Annotated in this window: 16 protein-coding genes, 1 pseudogene and 1 riboswitch; of the genes and pseudogenes, 10 read left to right on the top strand and 7 right to left on the bottom strand. The window is 32.5% G+C overall.

The window, feature by feature from the left end; translation table 11 throughout:
- Window positions 1-124: 124 nt before the first annotated feature.
- Window positions 125-670, top strand: coding sequence for a hypothetical protein (locus COI44_RS12440; RefSeq protein WP_098428234.1), 546 nt, complete (start codon window positions 125-127; stop codon window positions 668-670).
- Window positions 671-821: 151 nt separating this feature from the next.
- Here the strand turns inward: COI44_RS12440 and COI44_RS12435 are convergent, their stop codons facing one another.
- Window positions 822-1,871: an NAD(P)/FAD-dependent oxidoreductase gene (locus tag COI44_RS12435; protein WP_098428233.1), complete on the bottom strand. Its 1,050-nt coding sequence runs from the start codon at window positions 1,869-1,871 to the stop codon at window positions 822-824.
- 108 nt (window positions 1,872-1,979) lie between these two features.
- On the opposite strand from COI44_RS12435, the pseudogene COI44_RS12430 reads away from it, so the two are divergent.
- Both COI44_RS12430 and COI44_RS12425 read left to right on the top strand, forming a co-directional pair.
- Window positions 1,980-2,747: pseudogene (locus COI44_RS12430) on the top strand (FecCD family ABC transporter permease); the annotation flags it as partial.
- On the top strand, window positions 2,744-3,754 hold the full coding sequence (locus COI44_RS12425; protein ID WP_098428232.1) for a FecCD family ABC transporter permease: 1,011 nt from the start codon (window positions 2,744-2,746) through the stop codon (window positions 3,752-3,754). The pseudogene COI44_RS12430 and the gene COI44_RS12425, both read left to right, overlap by 4 nt.
- A 60-nt stretch (window positions 3,755-3,814) precedes the next feature.
- Here the strand turns inward: COI44_RS12425 and COI44_RS12420 are convergent, their stop codons facing one another.
- The 3 genes from COI44_RS12420 to COI44_RS12410 form a co-directional block, all read right to left on the bottom strand.
- Window positions 3,815-4,402, bottom strand: a complete 588-nt coding sequence (locus COI44_RS12420) for a xanthine phosphoribosyltransferase (protein ID WP_098428231.1) — start codon at window positions 4,400-4,402, stop codon at window positions 3,815-3,817.
- A 103-nt stretch (window positions 4,403-4,505) separates the two neighbouring features.
- Window positions 4,506-4,607: riboswitch (purine riboswitch) on the bottom strand.
- 73 nt (window positions 4,608-4,680) lie between these two features.
- Window positions 4,681-5,247, bottom strand: a complete 567-nt coding sequence (locus COI44_RS12415; RefSeq protein ID WP_098428230.1) for an HD-GYP domain-containing protein — start codon at window positions 5,245-5,247, stop codon at window positions 4,681-4,683.
- Window positions 5,248-5,269: 22 nt separating this feature from the next.
- Window positions 5,270-6,703 carry a BglG family transcription antiterminator gene (locus tag COI44_RS12410; protein ID WP_098428229.1) on the bottom strand — a complete coding sequence of 478 codons (1,434 nt, stop codon included), beginning with the start codon at window positions 6,701-6,703 and terminating at the stop codon, window positions 5,270-5,272.
- 391 nt (window positions 6,704-7,094) lie between these two features.
- Between COI44_RS12410 and COI44_RS12405 the strand changes: the two genes are divergently transcribed.
- From COI44_RS12405 to COI44_RS12380, 6 genes are all read left to right on the top strand, one after another.
- Window positions 7,095-7,577 carry a hypothetical protein gene (locus COI44_RS12405; protein ID WP_098428228.1) on the top strand — a complete coding sequence of 161 codons (483 nt, stop codon included), beginning with the start codon at window positions 7,095-7,097 and terminating at the stop codon, window positions 7,575-7,577.
- Between the two features lie 279 nt (window positions 7,578-7,856).
- Window positions 7,857-8,090 (top strand): heterocycloanthracin/sonorensin family bacteriocin, encoded by a 234-nt coding sequence (locus tag COI44_RS12400; protein ID WP_098428227.1) that lies wholly within the window; start codon window positions 7,857-7,859, stop codon window positions 8,088-8,090.
- A 175-nt stretch (window positions 8,091-8,265) separates the two neighbouring features.
- A complete protein-coding gene (locus COI44_RS12395) occupies window positions 8,266-10,209 on the top strand; it encodes a putative thiazole-containing bacteriocin maturation protein (protein ID WP_098428226.1) in 1,944 nt (647 codons plus the stop codon).
- The gene (locus tag COI44_RS12390; RefSeq protein WP_098428225.1) at window positions 10,206-12,149 is read left to right on the top strand and encodes a TOMM precursor leader peptide-binding protein; all 1,944 of its coding nucleotides are present in this window, start codon (window positions 10,206-10,208) and stop codon (window positions 12,147-12,149) included. Before COI44_RS12395 ends, COI44_RS12390 begins: the two co-directional genes overlap by 4 nt.
- A 23-nt stretch (window positions 12,150-12,172) precedes the next feature.
- Window positions 12,173-13,747: a SagB family peptide dehydrogenase gene (locus COI44_RS12385; RefSeq protein WP_098428224.1), complete on the top strand. Its 1,575-nt coding sequence runs from the start codon at window positions 12,173-12,175 to the stop codon at window positions 13,745-13,747.
- Between the two features lie 668 nt (window positions 13,748-14,415).
- Window positions 14,416-15,222: a M15 family metallopeptidase gene (locus tag COI44_RS12380; protein ID WP_286163898.1), complete on the top strand. Its 807-nt coding sequence runs from the start codon at window positions 14,416-14,418 to the stop codon at window positions 15,220-15,222.
- Between the two features lie 108 nt (window positions 15,223-15,330).
- Here the strand turns inward: COI44_RS12380 and COI44_RS12375 are convergent, their stop codons facing one another.
- Entirely contained in the window at window positions 15,331-16,551 is a 1,221-nt protein-coding gene (locus COI44_RS12375) for a helix-turn-helix domain-containing protein (RefSeq protein WP_098428223.1), read from the bottom strand.
- Between the two features lie 458 nt (window positions 16,552-17,009).
- Here COI44_RS12375 and COI44_RS12370 point away from each other — a divergent pair, with 458 nt between their 5' ends.
- The gene (locus COI44_RS12370) at window positions 17,010-21,179 is read left to right on the top strand and encodes a S8 family serine peptidase (protein WP_179887103.1); all 4,170 of its coding nucleotides are present in this window, start codon (window positions 17,010-17,012) and stop codon (window positions 21,177-21,179) included.
- Between the two features lie 34 nt (window positions 21,180-21,213).
- On the opposite strand, the gene COI44_RS12365 is transcribed toward COI44_RS12370, so the two are convergent.
- Window positions 21,214-23,229, bottom strand: coding sequence for an acyltransferase family protein (locus COI44_RS12365; protein ID WP_098428221.1), 2,016 nt, complete (start codon window positions 23,227-23,229; stop codon window positions 21,214-21,216).
- A gap of 240 nt (window positions 23,230-23,469) precedes the next feature.
- Complete coding sequence (rsiV, locus tag COI44_RS12360) at window positions 23,470-24,342, bottom strand: anti-sigma-V factor RsiV (protein WP_218926922.1); 873 nt, start codon at window positions 24,340-24,342, stop codon at window positions 23,470-23,472.
- Between the last annotated feature and the right edge of the window lie 12 nt (window positions 24,343-24,354).

Genomic DNA, 24,354 nt, shown 5'->3' with positions numbered 1-24,354 from the left:
AGTATTAGTAAAAATCGAAAAAAATTGAACGATAAGATAAATTTTTTTCATAGCTAGTAAATGCTAGGGAATGATATCATCTAGATAAAAGAATTATTTACTATTCTCAGGAGAGGTATGTGAAATGGATCAACAAGTACAAACTTATTTTGAAAACCTTGAATCAAATGACAAGAATTTGCAATTCGAAGCCTTTAACTACATTATTTCCGTTACAAAAGAGAAAGTGGATTGGTCATATGAAGTATGGGATCGATTAAAATCGGATCTAACGCATAAAGGAAATCACAAAAGGTCAAGAGCAGCACAATTTCTCTCAAATTTAGCGATCAGTGATCCAGAAAAGAGAATGCTAAATGATTTTCCTAAAATTTGGAAAGTTACATATGATCCAAAATTTGTTACCGCAAGACATACCTTACAATCAATATGGAGAGTAGGATTAGCTAGTCCAGAACAAAGAGCAATCGTCCTTGATCATCTAGAAAATCGTTATTTAAATTGCAAAGAAGAGAAGAACTATACATTGATTCGTTACGATATCATTCAATGTATGAGAAATCTGTATGATGCGGTTAAGAATGAAGAGATTAAACAAAAGGCTTTAGAATTGATTGAAACTGAAGAGGATCTGAAATATCGAAAAAAGTATATGACGGTGTGGAAATGAGCAAGAAAAATAGAAGTCCATTAGGGATTTCTATTTTTTATACTAAAAGAAGTAAGGGGAAGTAATTAAAGGCTTAACGCTTAAGAAATAAAAAACGAATTCAAATGGAATTCGTTTTTTTTATTAGCCAAGTAAAAACTACTTACTAAAATTAGTTCATCATCTGTTTAATTAATTCACGATTTCGTTTTTTAAATACCTCATTATGAGAAGAAACCATTGCTGATCCACTAGCATCTGGTTGGATATATTGCTTCGCTTTATTAACGGCATTAGCGGCATCTTGAAATGCGCCAGCAATTAATTGTAACTTTCCTTCATGCATTAAAATATCTCCAGCTGCGTAAATCCCTTCAATCGAAGTTTCACTCGTTGTATTCCCTTTAATATAGAAATCTTGAATCATTTCTACTTTTATTTCACTGTTATTTAATAAAGAAGTATCTTGTTCATAACCGTGGTTTATGATTACTTCATCAATTGCCAAATGAGATATTTCACCAGTTTCATTATTTGTTAGTTCAACTTTTTCTATTTCTTCATGGTTTTCACCAGCAATTAGTTTCGTAATAGATGTATTGAAAAGACATTCAACTGAACTATTCATTAATTGAGAGACTTGTGCTTCATGACCCTTTAGAGCATCTTTTCGGTAAGTTAAATAAACTTTCTTAGCAATTGGCTCTAGCTCATTTGCCCAATCAATTGCAGAGTTACCACCACCGGAAACGATTACAGTTTTATTTTGGAAATGTTTAAGTGATTTTACTGTATAGTTTAAATTTGAAACTTCGAATCTTTCTGCACCATCTATTTGAAGCTTTGTTGGATTTAATATACCACTTCCAACTGCCACAATAACTGTTTTAGAATAATGTTTTTGACCTGAAGCTGTATGTAAAACAAAAATTCCATTATCGTCACGAGTGATTGTGTCGACTTTTTCATTTAACACAACAGTCGGATCAAACGTTAATCCTTGCTGAACAATTTGTCCGATAAATCTCTCGCCAGGGATTGGTGGTTGTCCTCCAACATCCCAAATCACCTTTTCAGGATAACAATGAACTTTACCGCCTAATTCAGATTGAAATTCTATAATTTTTGTTTTCATTTCTCGTAAACCACTATAAAAGGCAGAGTAAAGTCCAGCAGGACCTCCTCCGATTACTGTTACATCATAAAGATCATTCATGTTCATTATGTTCTCACTCCAGAATATTCTGTCATTGATTATCATTCTCAATAAAATATAAACCATTTTTGAGAATTATTCAATGATTTCACTAAAAATTAATATTGACAATATATCATGCAAGGAATAACAAGAAATCCACTTGCAGATCCGGGTTTGCTTGGGTTAACGGCAGGTGCAAATGCAGCTTTAGCAGTAACAATGGCTTTCCTACCAAAAGTAAATTATTTTGGGATTATGATAGCTTGTTTTATTGGTGCAGCGGTTGGTTCATTAATCGTTTTTGGTATTGCTACAGTGAAAAAAGGCGGCTTTTCTCCATTTCGTATTGTTTTAGCAGGGGCGGCTGTTTAAGGTTTTTTAACTGCTATTTCTGAAGGGGTAGGGATTTACTTTAAAATATCTCAAAATATTTCAATGTGGGCTTCAGGTGGATTAGTTGGTACTTCATGGGGGCAAGTAAAAACGATTACGCCTTTTATTGTAGTTGGTATTCTAGTAGCAATTTTCTTGGCGCGTCAATTAACAATTCTTAGTTTAAATGAAGAGGTTGCTGTAGGTTTAGGTCAAAATATCCCAAGAATCAAAGCAATCTTATTTGTAGTAATCGTTTTACTAGCTGGAGCGGCAGTTGCTCTAGTAGGAAATATGGCATTTCTTGGGTTAATGGTACCTCATATGGTACGTGGATTCGTCGGAACTGATTACCGATTTATTATACCCATGTCTGCTATTTTTGGTGCTACATTCTTACTTTTGGCAGATACACTTGGGCGAACAATTAATATACCTTATGAAACACCTGTTGCAGCGATTGTTGCAATGATTGGCCTTCCTTTCATTCTATTTATCGTACATAAAGGAGGCAAAGAATTCTCATGATACAACCTGCTATTATTAGAAAACAAAGGTTTATTCTGTTGATACTCTCTATACTTATTCTATTAATAATGTTTCTTGGAATGAGTTTGGGATTTTCAGCAATACCATATAGTAGATTACTTCCAACATTTTTAGGTGATGGTACATTTAAAGAAGAGCTTGTCATCTTTTCAATTCGATTACCTAGAATGATTATAACTTTTATGGCGGGAATGGCACTTGCACTATCTGGTGCAATTTTGCAAGGGGTAACACGAAATGATATGGCTGAGCCTGGAATACTAGGTTTTAATGCTGGTGCTGGTGTAGCTATTACAGTATTCTTTTTATACTTTCCAATTGAAGCAGGATCGTTTGTTTATTTAATCCCAATCGTTGGATTTTGTGGTGCTGTTGTTACAGCAATTATTATATACTTATTTTCTTATAAGAAAAATTCGGGTTTACAACCTATAAGACTAGTTTTAGTAGGTATTGGTTTCTCGATGGCTCTTTCAGGAATCATGATTGTATTAATTTCATCTGCGGAACGTGCTAAAGTAGATTTTATAGCAAAATGGTTAGCAGGTAATATATGGGGGACAGATTGGCCGTTTATTTGGGCATTCTTACCTTGGCTAATTGTATTAATTCCTTTTACTTTATATAAAGCAAATACATTAAACCTTCTTAATTTAAATGAGCCTGTTGCAATCGGGGTAGGGGTCTCATTAGAAAAGGAAAGAATTGTTTTAATGTTAGCAGCAGTTGCATTAGCAGCATCTGCTGTTTCAGTAACAGGAGGAATTGCATTTATCGGATTAATGGCACCACATATTGCCAAAAGTTTAGTTGGCCCAAGAAATCAATTATTCATACCCATCGCAATTTTAATTGGTGGATTATTACTATTAGTTGCTGACACAATCGGAAGAAACTTAGTCGATCCAGAAGGAATACCAGCAGGGATTATAGTAGCCTTAATCGGTGGACCTTACTTTGTATATTTAATCCTAAAAAAGGCTTAATTAATAGAAAAAAGACATTGTGAACAACACGAATCGTTCAAGCAATGTCTTTTTTTATTTTTAAACAGTTAATTCTTCATTGAAGTATTTAATTTGTCCATCTTTTAAAGATTGAATACGAGCAAGAGATTCAACTCGATAACCACGATCACGCAGAATCTTTCCGCCATCTTGGAATGATTTTTCAATTACGATTCCAAAGCCAACTGTTTCTGCTTTCGCTTGTTCCATGATTGAAAGTAATCCAAGAGCTGCCTGTCCATTTGCTAAGAAGTCATCTATTATTAAAACTTTATCGCCTTCGTCTAACCATTTATGAGAAATTGAAATTTCATTTTCTTCTTTTTTTGTAAATGAATATACTTTGGCAGTATAAACATCTTGCTGCATTGTGATTGACTTTTTCTTACGAGCAAAAACTAGAGGGACATTTAATGCAAGTGCTGTCATTAGCCCAGGTCCGATACCTGAAGATTCTATAGTAACTACCTTAGTTATTTTTTCTTCAGAAAATAAACGCGCAAATTCTTCCCCAATTTCTTTCATTAAAACAGGATCCATTTGATGATTTAAGAAAGCATCCACTTTTAATACATCATTTGCTAAAACGATTCCTTCTTGTTCTATTTTTTTTAGTAATAATTCCATAATGATCCCCCTTAATCTAAACAAAAAACTCAAAACATGTACTTCACTGTATAAAATGAGTGAAGTAACACATTTTGAGTCTTTGATTCGCTAGAGCTAAAATGTCAGATGTGTTACCACTCATAGTCGGTAAATTTACGGTTAACCGGTAGAAACTTGTGAGCCATATCCTCACTATTATACGAGTGAAATTTATAATTTTAATGAAACTATAACATGTTAATAGGTTCTGGTCTAGCAATTAATAGGTGTAAATAATTAGCATTATTGAATACTACTTAATACAGTTTACAAATAAACTTAGTGAATTCCTTTATTAAATCCTGGTCATAAACAGTACCACTTTGTTTTTGAATTTTTTTTAACGATATTTCACTTGAACATTTTTTTCTATAAGAACGATCATGGGTTAGTGCATCGAAACTATCAATTATTCTAATTACTTTCGAATTAAAATCAATTTCGTTACTATATAAACCTTCATAGCCAGTCCCATCAATATTTTCATGATGATAGCGTACAGCATTTATAATATCATTATGATATGAAAAATTTTTTAATAAATCATACCCATAGATTGTGTGATTCTTCATTAGATTCCACTCGAAATCGGTAAGAGGACCTCTTTTTGTAACGATTGAATTTGGTATTTTAAGCTTACCAATATCATGTACATAACCAATAAAATGTAATTGATTGGATTGATGCAAAGGGAGATCTAAATATCTACCGAATTTATACGACATTTCACCTACACGCATCCCGTGTAAAAAAGTATCATGATCAAGTTGCCTTAATAGTTCAACTAACTCATTTGTGACTAATGTTGACCTTTCTTTTATCATAAAATCACCTTTGAATGCTTATTCATTTTAATAAATGGGCGATATGATTAATATCGCGCTGTGAAAGAGTAGAACTAATTACCGCAATTGGAACTATTTCTATATCAATTGGAAAATCAGCAATGATAAAGTCTAAACGTAATTCACTAATCGTTTCAGGCCTCAGTTCTCCGTTTTGGAGTTCAACAAATTGTATTTTATCTCCAAATTCTTTTATTAGTTTAGTTGTTATATACTGTCTTACACCATAACCTTCACTACTTAACAGTAGTACCCTTTTTTTTACTAATGATAATTTAATGATGATTGCTTGAATATTTAATGTGATTTTAGCAATTACTTCATTATTTATTTCTGGGTATGAAAAGTAATTGCACCAATTGCGAAATACAGCTTTTACTTTATTAAATAACTCCGGATAACGCTTTTTAACGTATTCGGAAATTAGACAAGAACGATCAATTCTACTGTTTAAAAAAAGAACTAGGGAAAAGGCTTTAAATTGTTTTTGAAGAGTGAGAATAAAATCATTATGATCATGTAATTTTATACTAAGATTTTTTTCGAGCATCGTAACGAGCTCGTGTATTTCTATATATTGTTTTTCTGATTTATTATGGTAACTATTTATAATTTCATCTTGAGGTTCATTATCGCTAGAAAAATAAGGGGATGCAGATAACATTATAGAAAGAGCGTTTAGTTCATTTAATGGAATTGATACTTTATAAATGTTTTCTAGCTGTACGCATATATCAGTTGCAACTGAAAAAAACTTTGAGTCTTTAATATTGTTAGAAGGATTTAAATCCAATTGTATATCTCGATCGATTCTTTGAAGCATCGTACCAACATAATAAATATATTTATAAATAGTAGGTGGAAATAAAAGTAAATTGTTTTTTTCAGATGACTCTATAACTACTTTTTTTATAATAGAAAACGATAGAGAATCATAAGGCCATTTATTTGTATGGGAATATAGACCATACAATACGTCACAGCATAAGATTCTTTTTTGAAACTCATTACCTACAATTTCAAGTGGTGCACGCTTCAAACTTAAATTATATGACTTCAATAAGGTGTCTACTCGTTCGAGAATTTTATAAACAGTATTGTGATGCGTATATAATACTTTTCCTAAATCACTAATATGTTCAATCTCTTTTATTAGAATAAACATGATTACCTGAAGCGATAAAGAGTTCTTAACAAAAAGTGAACGAACTTGGTCAAGCGAGGAGTTAATTGGATTATTTATATAAATACCTTTTCCTTTTATCGTTTCAATATGCCATCCTTCTGGGAATGTTGCATTGATAATTTGTATATCAGTTCGAATTGTTTTCTCAGTACAATTTAAATTTTTAGCAAGCTCCTCCGTTTTAAACCATTTTTCTTGACTACTTAAAATATCAATTAAGTGTAATCTTCTTAAACTAGCCTTATCCATCTCATCTCCTACTTTAATCTAGAATAATATTTTTACTAACATAAATAAACTAACTATTTTTGTGATAACAATCACAAAAAATGTTGTTGAGATAATGTTTCAAAATAATTTTAAACTTAGATGATGAATAAGGATATGACTATTTTTACCGTTAAAAACGGTAATAAATATTTTTTAATCAAATATCACCTTTTATATAACGAAGGGCATACATCATTTAATGAAAATTTATTTATTAACTGTTTTTACCTATCAAAACGGTAAAAAAGAGCATTTGAAACTTTAATAAGCAAGGCTATAATTTATTTTGAAAAGGAACTCGTTTAATTTGTGATTGTATTCGGATGTGATCACGAGTGGTGCTCTAAAAGGAGAAATGGGGAGGAAAATGATGGGTATAGTGTTGCTCTTTTTTATCCTAGGAAAACTTTTGCTAGTTCAGTCTATGTTACATAGCCGTATTACTTTGTTTGGATTATTACTTAGTATTTTTATTGTTTTTTTGCTATATTTACTTCCAATTTTTTTAGAATTCAATAAAAGAGAACGATCTATTGGTTATAGCTTTACTTCATTAGTAGTTGGAACTATATTGTTAATCTGTATTGTTTATGAAAGATATGCTGTTTTTGTATTTTCTACTCTTGATCATACAGAAGAAATCTCCAACACAATATTCTCGTTTTTTATGATAGGGGACTTACTTTTCATATTTGATTTTCTATTATTACTATATCTCATACCATTCAAAGTACTTAAAATAAAGCCAGCGCAATTAATTTTTGGAAAAGAAATCAGGAGAAATAAAAGAGCAATTAAAAAGAATGTATATTCATATTCACCCCTTAATAACATTAAACTTAATGAAGATTAAGGAATATGATTTTAAAGATGAAAGAGTATAGAAAAAAATGAATGTCGTACGATAAACCTCACTTTTTAAGTGGGGTTTTTTTGCACTTTCAATCAGTTCATAATTTTACTATGAAGTAATAAATTGGGCATGTGAATCGGTAACAATGCCCAAGTCCTCAACATATTTTGTTGTTGAGAGTCTGCGTTTTAGTAGATTCAAATGAGTTAATCGTATTTATTTTTTATAAGTACGTTATGTTTTTATTCGCTTTCAAATTTTATGTCGGAGGTTATAAAAATGTATGATTTTCAAAGAGAGCTTCAACAATTAAACGTTGATCAGTTTCAAGCTAGTCAAGTAGTTCCATGGGATTATAATCAGTATGAAAATTACGATGTTAGAATGTGCTTTGGTTTCTTTCCATTTTTTAGTTGTTTTGGTTGTGGAGGCTGCGGAGGTTGTGGAGGCTGTGGAGGCTGCTTCCGTTGCGGAGGTTTCCGTTGTGGAGGCTGCGGTCGCTGTCACCGTTAATTGTAATGTTTCATAAAAACTATTTGTCTCTTTAGACAATCAGCCCCTACATTAATCTTTGTAGGGGCTATCAAGTTATGTGATGACATAAGGAATACATAAAATACATAGGATTATGAAGAAAGTATTTATGCTTTTCAATGAACAACTCACTGTATCGAAGGGGTTGAAAAGGATGTCAAAATTGAATCCATCGACATGTTTAAAGGTTAACCGAGATACTTTTTTTGTACCTGATTCGAATGGAGGTGTCTATTTTAGGAATAACTTAAGTTCATTTCGAATGGAAGGTGCATCTGTTTACCAGTGGATTGAAAAGTTACTTCCAATGTTTAACGGTGAACACTCATTAGATAATTTAACAAATGGTTTGCCTGACCAATACAGGGAAAGAGTATATGAAATAGGTGAGATTTTATATAAAAATGGCTTTGCACGGGATGTAAGTAAGGATCATCCACATCAATTATCTAAAGATATTTTAAATAAGTATGCAAGTCAAATTGAGTTTTTAAATTGTTTTGGAGATTCTGGTTCATATCGTTTTCAAACGTATCGCCAATCCAAGATATTGGCAATTGGTTCTGGAACAATTGTCACTTCACTAGTTTCAGCATTATTAGAGTCGGGGTTAGCGAAATTCCATCTTTTAATAACGAATACTGAAAGTACAGATAAAAAACGAATAAAAGAAATTGTAGACAACGCAAGGAAGACTGATCGTGAAGTAGAAGTTGAATTAATTAAGAGAAAGAAGCTTTCGTTACAAGAAATTGTTTCTACTTTTGATTCGATTTTGTACGTTTCAGAAGATGATCGTGTTTATGAGTTGAAAATGCTCAATGAGATTTGTAAAAGAGAGAAAAAGAGATTTATCCCTGCAATTTCTTCGCAAAAGATTTGTATGGCTGGGCCACTGGTGACTTCAAATTCTGAAGCTTGCTTTGAGTCGGCGTGGAGAAGTGTTCATCAAAATATACTTTGTGAAGAAGGAACCAACCAGTCATTGTCTTCGATTACATCAGCAATGTTGGCAAATATAATGGTGTTTGAGTTATTTAAGGAAATTACAAATTCACGCGAAACAGAAAAGAATAATCAGGTTTATATTATTAACCAAGAGACGCTAGAAGGCAGTTGGCACTCATTCTCGCCTCATCCACTAGTGACTGGAAAGGCGAAAGCTAAAATAGTTCATAATTTTGATGAAAAGTTAGAGGAAAACAAACCTAGAGGAGATCAAAGTAAGTTATTAACTTTCTTAGGGCAGTTCAATTCACAAGAAACTGGATTATTTCACGTTTGGGATGAGGGCGAATTAAATCAACTTCCATTAGCTCAATGTCGGATACAAGTAGTAGATCCTCTGACAGAAGGTCCAGTAAAACTATTAACAAGTACGATTTGTACTGAATTAACTCATGAAGAAGCACGAATAGAGGCAGGGCTTACTGGAGTTGAAATGTATGTATCTCAAATAGCCAGTCAACTTATTATGAATTCAGAGTCCGATGTTGTTGAGTGTATTGAACCTGGGGAATACATCGCGATAGCTACTGGTCAAACTTTTTCAGAAAGTATTTGTAGGGCTCTACAAAAATATTTGTCCCAAGAGCTTAATAAACAAACGGGTGATCAAAATCATATTCAAGAAATTAAAGCGATAAAAGTTGAAGATGATTGTGCTCAATTTTATTTACAAACATTAAATACAATACATGAATCTCCAAAAATAGCATTAGGAAAAGAGATATGTGGATTTCCAGTAGTCTGGATTGGTACAGAAAAAGGCTGGTATAGAAGTGTTGGATTAAATATAACAATGGCCTTACAAGATGCACTAAAACAAGTACTTAAGGAATCACAAAATAAAACACAACTAGATGCATCAACAGCTATCCAAAGTTCATCAGTTTTAGTGGAAGAACAGCAAGTATCTGAAATTATTATCCCTGAATCTAATCGTGCTGTACATTCTGATTTATTAGTCTCGGCTATGGGCATTTTAAAACAGAATAATATGGAATTACTAACATTGGAGTTCATGCTTGAATCGATTAATGTAGATGAACTTGCGGGAGTTTATGGTGTCTTGTTAAGAGAGGTGAGCTCGACTTGAATTCAACGGTTACCATTTTTGGAGAGGGATTATTAAGTAAGTACACATCCGATATTCTTTTAAATAAATATAAAATAGTTCAACAGAAAGGTTTAGAGTCTTCGGTTTCCGAGGATATTAGTTTAATACTTATTTTGGATGATGCATGGAACCCTAAGCTTTATGAAAAAGCAGATGAAATTTTAAGGGTAGGAACAGTTCCATGGCTACGCGCTTGTGTATCATTTGGGGAGGGTGTAATCGGGCCTTTAGTACATCCAGGGCAAAAAGGATGTATAAAGTGTGCCGATTTTAGACGTTTAATGGCTGGTAGAGAGCGAAGAGAAATGATAGAAATAGATCATCAGTTATTAGAAGGTGATGGAGTATCGGATGATGTATGGGGTACAAGAACGGGACTTTTACAAATGGCTTACTTAATTGCAGCTGAAGTAGAAAAATTTATGAACGGTAAAGAAACTCGTCTAGAGGAACGTATTTTTTTACTAAATATGAAAACATTCAAAAGCTCTAATCACTTTTTTTTACCAAATCCTTTATGTCCAATTTGTGGTGAATTAGAAGATGATACTTCTGATTCTGCTATTATTTCACTCGAGCCTAGTATGAAAGTTTCTCCAACTAGCTATCGTAGTCGCTCAATGGATGAATTAAAGAAAGTGTTAGTTAATGACTATTTAGGTCAAAAGACAGGTTTTTTAAATGGAAAGGCATATGATCTAACCACGCCATTTGCAGATGTAGTCGTAAACTTACCGTTACTCCAAGGGGATGAAGGAACAGCGGGGCGTACACTATCCTATGAATCTAGTGAATTAACGGCCATTTTGGAAGGGTTAGAAAGGTATTGTGGCCTCACTCCACGAGGAAAAAGAACGGTAGTACATGATAGTTATAATAATGTAAAAGATTATGCAATGAATCCCGAAATTGTTGGCACTCATTCGAAAGAGCAATATGCTCTGCCACGTTTTCCATTTAAGAGGTTTAATCCTAAACGTAAGATTGATTGGGTATGGGGCTATTCATTTATGAAGGAAGAGCCGATTCTTGTACCAGAGTTGCTTTCATACTATAGTCTAGGATGCGGTCACGGTTATGTGTATGAAACTTCCAATGGATGTGCATTAGGGGGCAGCCTAGAAGAAGCTATATTCTACGGTATTTTGGAAATTGTTGAACGGGATTCATTTTTAATGACTTGGTATGCTCAGTTGCCTCTTCCTCGACTTGATCCAAAATCGGCAAAGGATCAAGAACTCGATTTAATGATTGAACGCATGCGTTTGGTTGGCGGATACGATCTTCACTTATTTAATTCGACGATGGAGAATGGAATTCCGAGTATTGTTGCCATTGCAAAAAACCGTAAAGAACATGGTTTAAATCTCATTTGTGCAGCAGGTGCTCATCTTGATCCGGTTCGGGCGGTTAAAAGCGCAGTACATGAGTTAGCTGGAATGATGTTAACATTGGATAAAAAGTTTGAAGAAAATTACGCTAAAAATATGAAAATGCTTTTAGATAATAATCTCGTTAAACAAATGGATGATCATGGAATGTTATATGGGTTACGTCAAGCAGAGGAGCGTCTGAAGTTTTTATTAGATGATAACCGTCCGTTAAAGACCTTTGAGGAAGAATTTAAATGGGATACAAACCATTTGGATTTGACGAATGATCTAAAGGATATTCTACAAGTATTTAAAAAATTAAATCTTGATGTGATTGTAGTCGATCAAACTACACCTGAAATCAAAAGAAATGGATTATCTTGTGTAAAAGTCTTAATTCCAGGAATGTTGCCTATGACATTCGGCAATCACTTAAAACGATTGAATGGACTTGATCGAGTGTTAAAAGTTCCTGTTATATTGGGCTATACGAAGAAGCCACTAAAGCCGGAGCAGCTCAATCCATATCCGCACCCGTTCCCATAAGTGGTGTTCTAGGAGGTCATTGGATGAGTTTACAAACATTTCTACACAATCTTCATTTTGATATTGATAAGGCAAATCAATCGGATTGGGAAGTTGATTGGGAGGATGCCCCTCTAACTTATAAGCTTTATAAAGATTTACCTACTATTCCACTTTCTCTTAACGTTCCATTATCCTTAAAAGAAAAAAGGGATTCAATTGAGCCAAATTTAGACGAAATAGGCTACTTTCTATGGTATGTATATGGATTAGCACAAGTTGCTCAAACAGCAATAACTGCCGGTTCCAACGAAATGGTTAATATGATGTCTTCAAACCGAAGATTCATCCCTTCTGGTGGAGGATTGTATCCAAATGAATTGTATTTATATCTTAAGTCTGATCAAGTCTCTTCAGGAATTTATCATTATGATGTTGCTAGACATTGCTTAGTTTTATTAAGAGAAGGAAATTTTGATTCTTATGTATCAAGAGCTTTAGGAAATAGATGTGATCTTCCAAAGTGTTTTGGTACTATTTTTATTTCAACAATGTTTTGGAAAAATTTCTTTAAATACAATAATTTTTCATATCGCCTTCAAGGGTTAGATTGCGGTGTGCTAATTGGACAGATTTTAGAGATGGCTAAACGCTTTGGGTTTAAAGCGGGAGTATATTACCAGTTTCTAGATCAAGCGATCAACCATTTAATCGGCTTAAATGGACGTGATGAAAGTGTATACGGAGTCATTCCACTCTCTATTGAAGAATCTACCTTAATTTCAAAAGATAATGTAAACAGTAAAAATTTCAATTCGATCGATCTAAGTAAAGAGTTACAAACGGTTTCACATAAATATTTAGTAAAATCGAAAAAAATTAAAGAGTTTCCAATGCTAATTAAACTGAATAAAGTATCGATGATCGAATCGACTCAAACATTTAGAAAAGTTGATGAAACTGTTGATACTTTAGATGGACGACATCGAATAATATTACCTAAAGTGGAGCGTCTAACTTATGATTTAGCCACTATATGTAAAGAACGGTTTTCACCTGAACTTGACTTTGTTTTACGCCCTATTAGTCAAATAAACCTAGCGACACTACTCAAAGAGGCAACAGCATCCTTCTCGTATATAAATGATTTAGATGGAACCTTTAAAAATAATAAGAACCGGCCAAAATTATTTTTATGTTTGTATAACGTTGAAGGCATTAACAATGGTGCTTATTATTATGATGATCATACCCATACGCTAGTACAAACTAAATTAGGCGATCATCGTATGCAACTCCAATATGGAATGAGTGCCCCTACCGTTAATTTATTCCAAGTGCCAATTTGTATACACGTAGTGGGGAATATGGAGCATATAAAATCGACACATAGTTACAGAGGCTATCGAATCCAACAGATGGAAGCTGGCATAATGGTTCATCGTTTACTAATAGCCGCATCAGCATTAGGATTAGGGGGGCATCCACTACTCGGATATAATGTAAAATTATGCGATGAGCTATACCAATTAGACGAACTAGGAAAAACAAGTTTAATTCAAATTCCAATAGGTCATTATCGGAATCGACCTTGGTTAAAAGGAAATTTGCATAGTTAATATTAATAAAACTTAAAAAGTTAAGAACTAAAAACAAGAATACTTTTTGGGTATTCTTGTTTTTTTGTTCCAGTTTCTAACATATGAGTATTTGACGGATTAATTAAGAAAATTGAATCCACTAAACCCAATGGTGGTGTGGGTTAAATACTCAATCGACATATATTCGACATACAAAAGTCTCGGAAATTAGAATGAATAGTTCTTTTGAATTAAAATTATATAGTATAATTAATTTAGTTATTATTTAAATATAAAAAAACCTTCCGAAAAGAAGGTTTTTTTATTTTATTCTCCAGCATATAGAATCTTATATGAATTAGCATTTTAATGAAAATTCTTTTGAAAAATTATGTTTTTTGATTACCGATAAAATTATATTAAAACAATTTTAAAATTGTTATAAATACTTTTAATTAACATAACATATAATTAAAAAAAATGTCAGATTATAAAACTTTTTGTATAATTAAATCGTCTAATTTTAGTAAAACAAATTTAACTATTTTTCTTGTTAGCTTTTGTTTAATCTTAAACGTTGATTATTAGTAGTTTGATTAAAAGAATTCGTGACGATACTAGAATAAAAATAACCTTTATTAATCATCAAATACTTACGACAACAACTAATTAAAAAAACGATAAAAATTATAGGAGGAGAAAACAAATTGTCCAGAGTTATGAAAAATCGTAGAAAGAAACCAATTATAGGGATTGCAATTTCCTTAGTTTTAGTAGCTGGAGTTGCAGGTACTCTTTATGAACAAAACAAAGAACCTAAAACGATTGTTATTAAAAAGAATGATAAGGTTAAAAATGACATTGTAAAAAATGATAATGTACTAAATTTTCCAGATTATTATAAAACTACAAAAGAAGATGAATCTGGATTATTAGAAGTGTTAAACGTTGATTCAAATTTAGTCTTAATTAATAAAGATCGAAAGTTACCAGATGGTTATGAACCTAACGATCTTATCTATCCATCAATACCATTAAATGGGGCAGTAAAAGAAAAAACTAGAATGAGAAGTGAAGCTGGACATGCATTAGAGAAGTTATTTGCTGGTGCAGCTGCGGATGGTTATACATTAACAGCAATTTCAGGATACCGTTCGTATGATCGACAAGTTGCTTTATACAATAATTATATTTCTGTACACGGTGAGGCATGGACTAAGGCATACAGTGCATATCCCGGAACGAGTGAACATCAAACTGGACTAGCCATAGATGTTTCATCACCGGCATTTGGTAATGCGTTAGAAGTAGGTTTTGCCAAAACGCCTGAAGGAGCATGGTTAGCAGAGCACGCACATGAATACGGCTTTATTATTCGTTACCCAAAAGATAAAGTAGATATAACCAAATATCACTATGAACCATGGCATATTCGATACGTTGGAAAAGAATACGCAACTTATTTATATACGAATCATCTTGCACTTGAAGAAGCGATGCCAGCTAAGAAGTAATTAGGGGCAGTAATTTGAGGGGAACAAATAAGTAACTATTTTGTTATTTGTTATAAAAAAATATAAAAAGGCATGTCCTAGTAGTTTTAGTGATATGCCTTTTTATATTTATTGATTAATTAATGTATTCGCCATATTTAGCGCTTTATGGGTTTGTTTGCATTTAAAATAGTAGTTAAATAATTCTTTTTCTGAACGATTAATCAAATAAACAAAACCTAGTTTTTTAAACAATGGTAATGAATAATCTTCCAAATATTGATGATATTCTTGTTCTTTATCTAAAATTAAATAGTCTAATAAGGTAAATAAATTGATATAGAGTTTGTCGTTTCTCTTGGAGGCTATTTCTAAACCTTCTTTAATAAGCGGTAATATTTCATCGTTCGACAATAATCTTCCAAAATATGAACTTTCTATATACCCTACTAAAGAAAGTAAATATGGTATAGACTTTTTATCCTTCAATTTAATAGACTCAAAATAATATTTTTTCGCTAATATATAATTTTTCCTTCTATAGTATTCAAATGCTAAATTATGGAATACCCTAGCTTTTCTTTCTGATGATCTACAAATTTCACAGCTCTGGATCAATTTTTCAAATTTTTTAATCGTCTCTGAAAATTCTTCATTATCTTTAACTTGTATCAGCATAAGCATTTCGGAGTCAATTACACGAAGATAGGAATTAATACTTTTAAAAAATTGACGAGCTTTATCAGCATAAAAATAGGCCAATACAGGTAATTCATTAGAGTGATAAGCTGTTGCTAAATGATAATAACACTCCTCATTGGTATACTCTTCATGATTAATTTCCTTTAATACTTGAATGGCCTGTAAAGGATCATTGTTTGTTAAATGGTATATACCTAACACATGTCTAAACAGATTCACTTCATAAGGTGATAATTTATGTTTTATTTTTTTTATTTCATCAATAAGCTCGTTTGATTCATCAATAAAATTACGCATTAATAAATACCTGATGCGAAGTAATTTATATTGATTAATATAATTTGAAATTTTAATTAACTCTTCTTGCTCTAGCTCAAAGTTAATTAAATCCATTTCTTCAAATAATTGCATAATAATTACTTCGTGCCAATGATCTAGGCGTTTTTTTAAATTTTTCAATTTAATATCTTCTTGTTCAATATTTATTCCCAGTCGTTCCGATAAAAGGGTAATAATTTCAGGTGCATATTCTGTTTGTAATCGCTCAATTTTACTAATATGTGTCCCAGAACAAATTCCTTTACCTAATTGTTCTTGAGTCATTTGATATTTTTCACGATAATATCTAATTATTTTCCCCTCGTACATACTATTAGTTACTCCTTTTAGTAAAACTTTATTTTATAGTTTGAGTAAATGAAAACTATAATTCCCCCAAGTTCAAAATACAAATTCGCTTAAAAGTATACTAAATGCCATATTCTTGTAATATATTGTAGAAAAACGTTGTGAAATAACAGATTTTTTTAGTAATTCTGACAATTTTTGCGAAAAGTTTGTAGAATAATACATCTACTCTTGAACAACTTGAAAATAATTCCCCCAATTTACCATGTGCTAGAACTCAAGTAAAATTGTTATTAAAGTATTCTAATTATTCATACTTTATATTTTACACTATTTATTTACAGAGAGGAAAGTAATCGGATGAGATATATTTAATCATTTTGATAGAGTTTCTAGTAGATCATATTCCTATTCATTAAAGTTTCCTAATGATCTGTCATTATTTTAGCCTAATTAAAACAATAGAAGGAGCGTTTTTCATGAAGAGTAGAAAGAAAAAAATACTAAATGTCATGGTCACCGGTGTATTAGCTTCAAGTTTTCTTGCATCTTATTTAATACCCCACCATAAAACGTATGCTATTTCGAATTCCGCAGAATCAATTTTAAAAGAATTAACTGAAGAACAAAAACAGTCTATTAAGCGATTGACTCCACAAGAAGGCTTTATTATTGATCCAAGCTTACTATCATTAAAGGATAAGACTGCACACGTAATCGTTGAACTAAAAACATCGCCACTAGAAGAGACCAAACAATCAAAATCAAAAGTGTCACCAAAAGAAAAAAAACAAAAAGTAAGAGGCGAACAAGCATTTTTTAAACAACGATTAACTGAAATTTTCGATGAAAAGGCATCCAAACAAAAATCAAGCCAAGCATCAAGCCGAACATTCAACCAACAAGCCTTCCAATTTGATATTAAACAAACATATGAGAATGTATTTAATGGGATGGCAATGATAATTCCTACGAATCAAATTAATACACTTCTACAAACAGGTGTAGTTAAGCGAATTTGGAAAGATAATGAGGTCCGTTTGCCAAAAAATGAGTTATCTACATTAGATCAATCAGCAGGAAAAGCAATACCACCAGCTCTTCCGCATATTGGCGTTGATCGATTACATAGTGAAGGACTAAAAGGACAGGGCATAAAAGTAGGTGTTCTTGATACGGGCATAGACTATAATCATCCTGATTTAAAAGATTCATATAAAGGTGGATATGATTTTGTAGACAATGACGCTGATCCAATGGAATCAACGCCTGCAGATCAAAAAGCGTCTGGGGAGCCTGAATCTATAGATGGTAACCCATTTGTAACTGAACATGGTACACATGTTGCAGGTACAATTGCATCCAATCCAAATAATAACGTGGAATATGCGATGACAGGTGTAGCTCCAAAGGTAGACTTATATGCTTATCGAGTATTAGGTCCTTATGGATCAGGTTCAGATTCAAGTGTTATTGCAGGGATAGAGAGAGCTGTAGAGGACGGAATGGATGTTATTAATCTATCTTTGGGTAATAATAGTAATAATTCCTTAAGTGCTACTTCCGTTGCGATAAACAATGCAGCATTGCAAGGTGTAGTACCAGTAGTTGCTGGAGGAAACGCTGGTCCAAATCCTGGAACACTAGGATCACCTGGGGCGTCTCCCCTAGCAATCACTGTAGGTGCAAGCGACGTACCTACTGATATTCCAACAGTAAAAACAAGTTTAGGTGATGTTTCAGTCCAAAATACATTAATGGGACATGGATTAGGTAAGGATTACTTAAATGTGCTCGATAAGGATTATAATGTTATTTATCTTGGAAACGGTTACGAGGAAGATTATGTTGGGAAAGATTTAAATGGAAAAGTGGCTTTAATTGCCCGTGGAGATATATCGTTTGATGAAAAAATTAGACGTGCTAATGAAAAAGGTGCAGTAGCAGTCTTAATTTACAATAACGAAGACGGTGAAATTCCATATTTCTTAGGTGAAAACTATGGCTATGTTCCGACATTTAAAATGTTGCAAGCAGATGGAGGGAAACTTGTAGATCGTTTAAAAGCAAATCCAACGGAAACTATTAAACTATCAGATTTCCATTCAAATATGACTAGTGGCGACGTATTGGCTGATTTTAGTTCTCGTGGACCGGTGAGTAATAATTTTGATATTAAGCCAGATGTGGTTGCACCAGGTGTATCAACACTTTCGACGGTACCTGAATATATTAATAGCCCTGGAGATGGAGTAGATTATTCTCATAGCTATGCAAGTTTAAGTGGAACATCGATGGCAACACCACATGTTGCTGGAGTTGCAGCCTTATTACTACAATCACATCCAGATTATACAGTAGCTGATGTTAAAGCAGCTCTTATGAATACGGCTGATCCATTAAAAGGAAGAACATACAACGTAAATGAAGTTGGAGCAGGACGCGTGGATGCTTATGAAGCAGTTCATAATACTACATTGATTGAAGTACAAAACAAAACAATTACACTTGATCAAGATGGCTTTAAAAAACAAATCGATGATATATCTGGATCACTACCGTTTGGAAGTATTGCACAATCAAGCGAGGATCAAACTAGAACAACTTCGATTAATATTAAAAATTTAGGTAAAAAACTAGAAACGTATCATACAAATGTAGAATTTTTAACTATAGATGGTGTATCAAATGATGCTAGTGAAAATGGTGTTAAATTGGAATTACCATCTACAATTGAAGTAAATGGAAATGAAAGTAAAAATATTGATGCAAACTTAATGATTCCAAAAAATGCCGGTTTTGGTATTTATGAAGGTTATATTCACATTGAAAATGAATCGAAGACTGAGGAATACCAAATTCCTTTCCACGTACGCTACTCAACCAGTGGTTTCGAAAATGTGACATTTTATAAACATGCTGTAACGAACGATTTAAGTAACTTTCATCCATATATAGAGCCGTTTGTACCTGTTTCATTTAAAATGAATAGTGGAATGAAATCGATGGATGTAATCGTTAGTGACTTAAACGGTAAACCAATTGGATTATATGGAACGTATACTGGTATGGAAGATCTTAGTCTTGATACTGAATACTTTATCTTATTCGGTTTCACCGGTTCAGTAAAGCTTTTTACAGGTGATCCGAATAATCCTTTATCTCGCGAATATGAAGACTTAAAAGAAGGTAAGTATATTGTTTCATATATTGGTACAGGAGTAGATGGTAAAACGTACAAAGTTGATAATGATATGGTTATCGATAATACACCTCCGAAAGTAGTGTTTGATAAGAAAACAGGTGTAAATGAAATCTCTAGTACAGATTTAACTACGGAAAATAACCAAATGGATGGCAAGGATTATAACGCATATTGGGTTCATGGTAATGTTTATGATGATACGGTTGATTATTTAAAGAGTAGAGGACATGACATTACGCAAGAAGCAAATACAGTTTATGCGTATCAAGATTCTTTTTGGCCAACTGCACAGTTTTTCCCTACAGCTAATGGAGACTTCAAATTTGGTGTATTGCCAGAGGAATATGCAAATTATCCGACGAATATAAGAATTTATACGTATGATCACGGAACTGCTGGAAATCCGACTTTCCCAGAATTTACGATTATTAACAAAGGGGATAAGTATGCAACTGTAAATACAAATACAAATGGGGTAAGTCTTGGTTCTGAGTTTGTTAATACATTTAAGGTGAATAACGCGAAAGATTTAACAAGTGCTAATATTACAATCGATCTTCCACATTATTATAAAGTTGATAGCGTTAAAGCATCAAAACAGTTAGAGGACTTAGCGAAGAAAAATGATTGGACGATTCGTGTTGCTAAACCAAGTATAAAAGAAGATTATTGGTCAGATATTATTACATTTGCTTTAGACATTACAGACAAAAAGACGAAATTACCAGTTTCAATTAATGGCGATATGGATTTACTGGATATTAATTTAAAAGTCATTGATGATCTAAATTATTTTGTAGAAAGTGGATTCTATTCTCAAGAATCATCTTATCAAACAAATGATGGAACTAAGTTTACTTTACCTACCTATGCTGATCATTTTAAATTCATCTCTCAACACTCAATGCTAGAAGGTTATTACCATGGTGAAGCTGTAAATTTAGATAATTATGATCTGGATTATTCAAAGATTGGTACAAAGGCTTATGTTGTTGATAAAAAAGGTAAAAAATATAATGCATCAATTCAGGAGAATGGATGGATGACAATTACTGATATTCCTGCAACTACAGATGATTATTCATTAGTCATTAATATTCCAGGTCATTTCCTTTACACTAAAAAAATCAAATTAAGCAAAACAATTGATGGCCAAGTACAAGGGATGTACTACGACTTGTATCCTGATACTGCTGCTGCTGGAGATGTAAATGGAGATAATGTAATTGATATTTATGATGCGAAACTTGTTGCAGATAGTGCAGGGGAAACGGGAGAAAAACTAAAAGCAGATCTTAATAAAGATGGTGTTGTGGATATTGTAGACTTCAACTATGTTGAAAAGAATTTTATGTCAATCAATCCATATTTCCCAACTTCAATTAAACCAGTTGAAAAAACTAGTAAATTAACGTTATCAGAATTGAAAAAAAGTTTTAATTAATACAAGAGGGTGCCTTATTTCAAGGCACCCTTGCTTATTTCCAAGATTCAATTGCATTTATTAGTAATGACGCAAATACTTTTGCACCATCTGGTTTTAAATGAACACCATCTGGAGAAAAATATGAATTATGATTTGCGCTAGCACTATGCCAGTCTACAACTCTAGTATTTGAATATTTACTTGAAACTTCTCTTAATGTTTTATTAACAATCGATTCCCAAGGTCTTGGTACACGTGTGTTAACAAATAAAATTTTTCGATCTTTTCCAATTAACTCTATGAGAGAAGACATTTGTTTTACGGTAAACGGACCGTTTGTACCTAGCTCTATGACAACAATATTACCAAGCGAATTTGTATTTTTTGCTTGTTGAATAATTGCAGATGCTTCGGTAAATTGTCTTCCAATTTTAGCATTCACCGAAAGAGATGAATATGTTTTTTTGAGTTCAGGAATTGAATTAATAACGACAGAATCCCCTATGATAAATACACTATTGTTTGAAACAACCGGCTTATTCGTTTCAGCAGGTTTATTAGTATTAACATTATTATTATGATTTGGAGTTTGATTGTTATTTACAACTGGCTTTGAATCTTCATTTGTTTGACCATTATTGCTTTGCTTATTTGTATTGTCAGTAACTGGCTTTTCATCTTTATTTACTGTTTTTTTGTCACCCTTTTGCTGAATTGGCTTAGTTACCTGTTTATCGTGATCAACTATAGCTGTTGAAGGAGGTTCTTTAATATTATTTTCAACAACAGTTTCAGAAGATTGCTTTGATACGGATTGAACCGATTCAATTTCTGAGCTTGCTTTTACACCTTTAGCATCAGGGAGCACAGATAGTCCAAAGCTTGCGATACCAGATAGTAAAATAAACGTGCTAATGATCACAATATGTTTATAAAAGAATTCTTTTAAATTAATATTTCCTGCAAGGAAGTTCTTCCAAAGTATACCTAGTTTACCTTTTCTAATTGGGTCTTCAATATAGTGATAGGATAGTGCTGCAAGAACAAATATTAAAGTAATTTGACAAATTGCTCTAAAAAGTGAAATATCGCCAGTGTTAACCTTAGGGGAAAATAAAATAATTACAGGATACTGCCATAAATAGATTCCATATGAACGTAATCCGATCCATTTCAATGGTCTCATTGCTAGGAATCTACCAATCTTACTTGTGGGGTGAGCGAGTGCTGCAATTAGCATTGCAGCGGAAATAGACAATAGGAACATTCCTCCGCGATAAAGGAAACTATCATATTGATTTGTTTTACCGACCATAAGTAGAAAAATAAGTAAACCAGTAATCCCAACTAGATCAATTAAAATCTTTCCAGAGGTTGTAACGTTATTTGTAAGTTTTCGGCTAGGCCATACTAATGCTAATGAAGCTCCGATTAATAATGAAAAAGCTCTCGTATCAGTACCGTAATAGACCCTACTAGGATCACTACCCGGATGGAATAATATAGCCATCAGTAATGCAGAAACGATTGCACCAACTAATGTATACAAAAATAGGCGATCTTTATTTTTAATATATTTTAAGCCTAATAAAGTAAGGATTGGCCAAATAATATAAAATTGCTCTTCAACTGCTAACGACCAAAAATGATTTAATATTGAAGGATTTGCAAAAGACTCAAAATATGAAAGATGATGGAAAATATACCACCAATTACTGTAATAAAATATTGCAGCTATTGAATCTTGTTTTAAATTTCCGATCATTGATGATTTGAATAATGAAACAAATGCAATGACGATTAGTAATAAGGTGAACATTCCTGGTAAAAGTCTTTTTGCGCGGCGGTACCAAAAACTTTTTAAGTCAATCCTTTGATTTGTACTCCACTCGGCAATTAATAAATCAGTAATCAAATAACCTGAAAGTACAAAGAATACGGTTACTCCTAGGAAACCACCAGAAGCCCAAGAAAAATTTAAGTGATATAGAATGACCGATAAAACTGCTAATGCTCTAAGCCCGTCTAATCCAGCCATATAACGAAACTGTTTATTTGTATTAGACATAAGCAGAACCTCTTTGTTTAAACACCTCATAAACGATTTCTTTTTCGAACAAATGTTGAGCTCTTATAAAATTTAATTTCTTAACCGCCAGAACCGCGAAGTTCATTACTAATTTCCCCTTCCCCTAATTTAACTATTTATGTCAGCCTTCTTTATATATCTGGCTTTTTGTTTAATTTATTTGTTTTTCTTAAAAGAGAGCCAAGCCTAATCAATTAAGAGTGACTCCTTTATTCGTTTTTATCTAATATAATAATGTCCAACTAAAACTTTTGAAAGAACGTCAGTTGGAATCGTGAATTCAACAACACCCATATAACCAGGGGCAACTTCATATTTATCAAATGAAATAACAAGCTTATGATCTTTATTTATATAAAAATTTTGATTGTCTTTAATGGTTACGAAAGGATCAATTGAATAGTCAAGATTTGCCTGCGGTATCCAGTATACCTTACTTTCATCTTTTTTCATCTGCTCTTTCATTTGTTCTTTAATGTTTTCGCTAATTATTTTTACATATGAATTATCTTTAAAAAGAATAGGTAATGACAATAAAATTTCCTTTTTCTTGTCAATTGTGTCGAATCTCATAGTCGTTGAGGAGGAAGCAGCAGTATTAACAACATATCTTTCAATCGACAAGATGTCCTCATTATCTGTTTTAACTTCATAACCACTATCAATTCCTAAGTGTGCACCAGAATCTTTTTTTACAGATTCTGTTTCTTTCATAAATTGATCATATAGCTTCTTATTTTCTTCTAAGTATTTTTTGTTCAAGCTTTGCTCTAAATCTTTATTTTTTAAATTATTAACCGCAGGGACTTTTAAATCTGCCTTATAGGTTGGCTCATCTACAGTATATTCAGTAAAAGTTAGTACATTAACAACATTTCCAAGTATTGGAACATTCGATAATGTCTTTGCAAAAGTCGAACTAGTATTTATTGATAAAACAAATAGTGCAGCAGTAAAAAAACCTGTAATTGATTTTAGAGGGAATCTTTTTTGTATTGAACGTTTAATTGCTTTTTTAACAATCATGTCTAAATTATCAGGGATAGGGACATTTTTATAGTCCGATCTTAACTTTTCTAATTTTTTATCCAACTAATTGGCCTC

The organism is Bacillus sp. AFS088145 (assembly GCF_002564465.1).
Taxonomy (GTDB): Bacteria; Bacillota; Bacilli; order Bacillales; family Bacillaceae_G; genus Gottfriedia.
This window is presented reverse-complemented; position numbering and strand designations above follow the sequence as displayed.